The organism is Candidatus Infernicultor aquiphilus, from assembly GCF_002784285.1.
Taxonomy (GTDB): domain Bacteria; phylum Atribacterota; class Phoenicimicrobiia; order Phoenicimicrobiales; family Phoenicimicrobiaceae; genus Infernicultor; species Infernicultor aquiphilus.
On record NZ_PFKO01000131.1, the window covers coordinates 1 to 2,568 of the forward strand.

Annotated in this window: 7 protein-coding genes; all 7 read left to right on the forward strand. The window is 31.7% G+C overall.

What is annotated here, in order from left to right; genetic code table 11:
* The first annotated feature begins 163 nt into the window (after positions 1-163).
* Entirely contained in the window at positions 164-412 is a 249-nt protein-coding gene (locus COZ07_RS03650) for a type II toxin-antitoxin system HicB family antitoxin (RefSeq protein WP_406607230.1), read from the forward strand.
* Complete coding sequence (locus COZ07_RS03655) at positions 413-631, forward strand: type II toxin-antitoxin system HicA family toxin (RefSeq protein WP_406607231.1); 219 nt, start codon at positions 413-415, stop codon at positions 629-631.
* A 149-nt stretch (positions 632-780) separates the two neighbouring features.
* On the forward strand, positions 781-1,011 hold the full coding sequence (locus tag COZ07_RS03660; protein WP_406607232.1) for a hypothetical protein: 231 nt from the start codon (positions 781-783) through the stop codon (positions 1,009-1,011).
* A gap of 367 nt (positions 1,012-1,378) precedes the next feature.
* Positions 1,379-1,678 (forward strand): hypothetical protein, encoded by a 300-nt coding sequence (locus COZ07_RS03665; protein WP_406607233.1) that lies wholly within the window; start codon positions 1,379-1,381, stop codon positions 1,676-1,678.
* Positions 1,605-1,997 carry a nucleotidyl transferase AbiEii/AbiGii toxin family protein gene (locus tag COZ07_RS03670; protein WP_406607234.1) on the forward strand — a complete coding sequence of 131 codons (393 nt, stop codon included), beginning with the start codon at positions 1,605-1,607 and terminating at the stop codon, positions 1,995-1,997. The genes COZ07_RS03665 and COZ07_RS03670 overlap by 74 nt, the downstream gene beginning before the upstream one ends.
* A gap of 164 nt (positions 1,998-2,161) precedes the next feature.
* Positions 2,162-2,383: a hypothetical protein gene (locus tag COZ07_RS03675; protein WP_406607235.1), complete on the forward strand. Its 222-nt coding sequence runs from the start codon at positions 2,162-2,164 to the stop codon at positions 2,381-2,383.
* A partial coding sequence (locus COZ07_RS03680; protein WP_406607236.1) for a type II toxin-antitoxin system PemK/MazF family toxin occupies positions 2,380-2,568 on the forward strand: 189 nt, incomplete at its 3' end. The genes COZ07_RS03675 and COZ07_RS03680, both read left to right, overlap by 4 nt.

Here is a 2,568-nt window from a genome sequence, read left to right on the forward strand (position 1 = left end):
GAATTTTTGATGATAGAGTTGAAGTATGGAGCTGTGGTTCTCTCCCAAAACCATTAACAATAGAAGATTTAAAGAAAAAGCATGATAAAGAAATGACTTGATAATAATTATAATGATAGATATAATTGTATATAGGAATTAATAAGTCAAGGAGATTTTATTTATGTTAACTGAATATATTGAGGAAGCTTTGAAAAGAGCAAAATATGAGATAATTGATGATGAAGAACCTTATTATGGAGAAGTTCCTGAACTTAAAGGTGTATGGGCTAGTGGTAAGACTCTCGAAGAGTGTAGAAAAAAGCTTAAAGAAGTAATAGAAGGCTGGCTTATACTTAGTATAAAAAAAGGACTCTCTATTCCGAAACTTGGCAGTATCACAGTAGAAGATGTTAAAATGGTGAGGATATAAATGCCCAAACTAAGTCCATTATCTTTTCATGAATTTATAAAAAAACTTAAAAAGTTTGGGTTTAAAGGTCCTTACAGTGGTGGTAAGCATTTATATATGATTAAGGATAATCTAAGACTCACACTTCCTAACCCACATAGGAAAGCTATAAGTGTAGATTTGTTGATAAAAATATTAAACCATGCAGGTATTACCAGAGAAAAATGGTTGCAAAAGTAGCAACCCGTTCCCCGCTAATATGCCGTCCGCTATCTACTAAAATGTATCTTGTAATTTACACCCTATCTTTTTCTAAAAAACGCTTAAAATGACCCTTATTTTAGATATAGTTTAAAGGGCTTATATTATAAGGTAAATCTACCATTAAAATGAGCAAAGATGAATACGGTAGGGGCGTATTGAATACGCCCTTCCAAGAAAGATCAATCTTAGAAAAACATAAAGATAAACTATATTTTGATTCTCAAATCTGCAGAGAAGAAGATTTACCCGAACCTATATTTAAAGAAGTTACCGATAATAATATATCTCCTGGACAAGCAAATAAAGATTTAAACGATCTATTTGAGAAAAAACTAATTAGAAAACAGGGAACATAAAGAAAGTTATTTGACTATCCTAATCTTTCAGATTATTCTATAGTTATAAAATACTTTTTTAATTATAGACCCCGATATTCATTATAAAGAATCGTCCCCTATGTTACTTGCATATGAAAATGCTTTGATTTTAAGTTCGTTTGTGATATCATACATATAAGATATTAAATATAATATTAGAAAGGATATGAATTGTAATGTCTATAAATATTGACTAATTTGACATCACAATTCTTTTACAATATAATGTATTTAAGTTCACCTTCTGAACATATAATATATAAATTATTTTCTTTTATATTCTTTATTCTTTCATTATTTTTTAGTTAAGAGGTGAATTATCCTGATCAGTTCGAGTATTAACAATTTGAGTATTAATTTAAAAAAATTCACCTGGGATTATCCAGATAAAGTTTTATCTGAAGAAAAATTCTTAAACTCTCCTGAATTAATTTCCCGAATTTTAAAATATGGAAGCATTGATGAATGGGTCTGGCTCACCCACAAATTAAACAAGGAAGGTATTAAAAAATTTCTCGAACACTCTGGTTATAAACTCGATGATAGAACCTTTAACTGGTGGAGGATTTATTGTGGATTTAACGATACTTTCCAAAGAGCAAATAGAGATATTGGAAACATTAAAAAGATCAGTCCTATTAAATAGTTTAAGTGTTGCTTCAGTAGAAGATATTTCTGCTATGAAAATGATTTCAATTATCCAACGAGGGCTAAAAAAAGATTTTGTTGACCTTTGGGCTATAATCAGACAAACAGAATATTCTCTTAAAGATATATTCTCTTTTTGCAAAAAGAAATATGGTTCTGCCTTCTCGGAATCTATAGCTTTAAAAGCTTTAACCTATTTTAAAGATGCTGAAGAGGAAGAGATACCTGAGGGGATAAAGTGTAATTTTTCGTGGGATAACATAAAAAAAGATCTCATTAAAGCTACCCACGAATATTTCACCCAATACCCACAATAACGAATGCGAATAGAGATTGTCACGCTCCCTTTGGTCGCTCGCTATGTCATTCCCGCGCACGCGGGAATCCACCAGAGTAGAAGTTATTACCGCTCCCTGTTACATTTATCTTGACGATTACTTTTATGTATGATAGTATTGTAATACAAAGGAGGTGCTTTTAAATGCCCAGACATACTGTATATTTATCAGATTCTGATGATAGGTTTTTACAAGAACTAAAAGATAAACATGGTTCCATCTCTAAAGTTATTCATATTTCTTTGAATAAATTAAGAGCTGAACAATTGAAAAAATATTATCTTCAGAAATCAGAGTCTTATCCTGAACTTCGTAAAGCGCAGGCAAAAGTTATACGAAAACAGGAAGAGGAAGAACAATTATGAGTTTCCCTCGCCGCGGTGAAGTCTTCTGGGGTCCCGGTAAAAAGAAAATTCGCCCTCTTCTTGTTGTGTCAAATGATCAAGGAAACCGTTACAGTAATGATGTTGTGGTTATCCCGGGCACTACACAAAAAAGAGATATAGTTTACCCGGTGGAAATTCTGGTCACAGAAGGATTTTCTAAACCT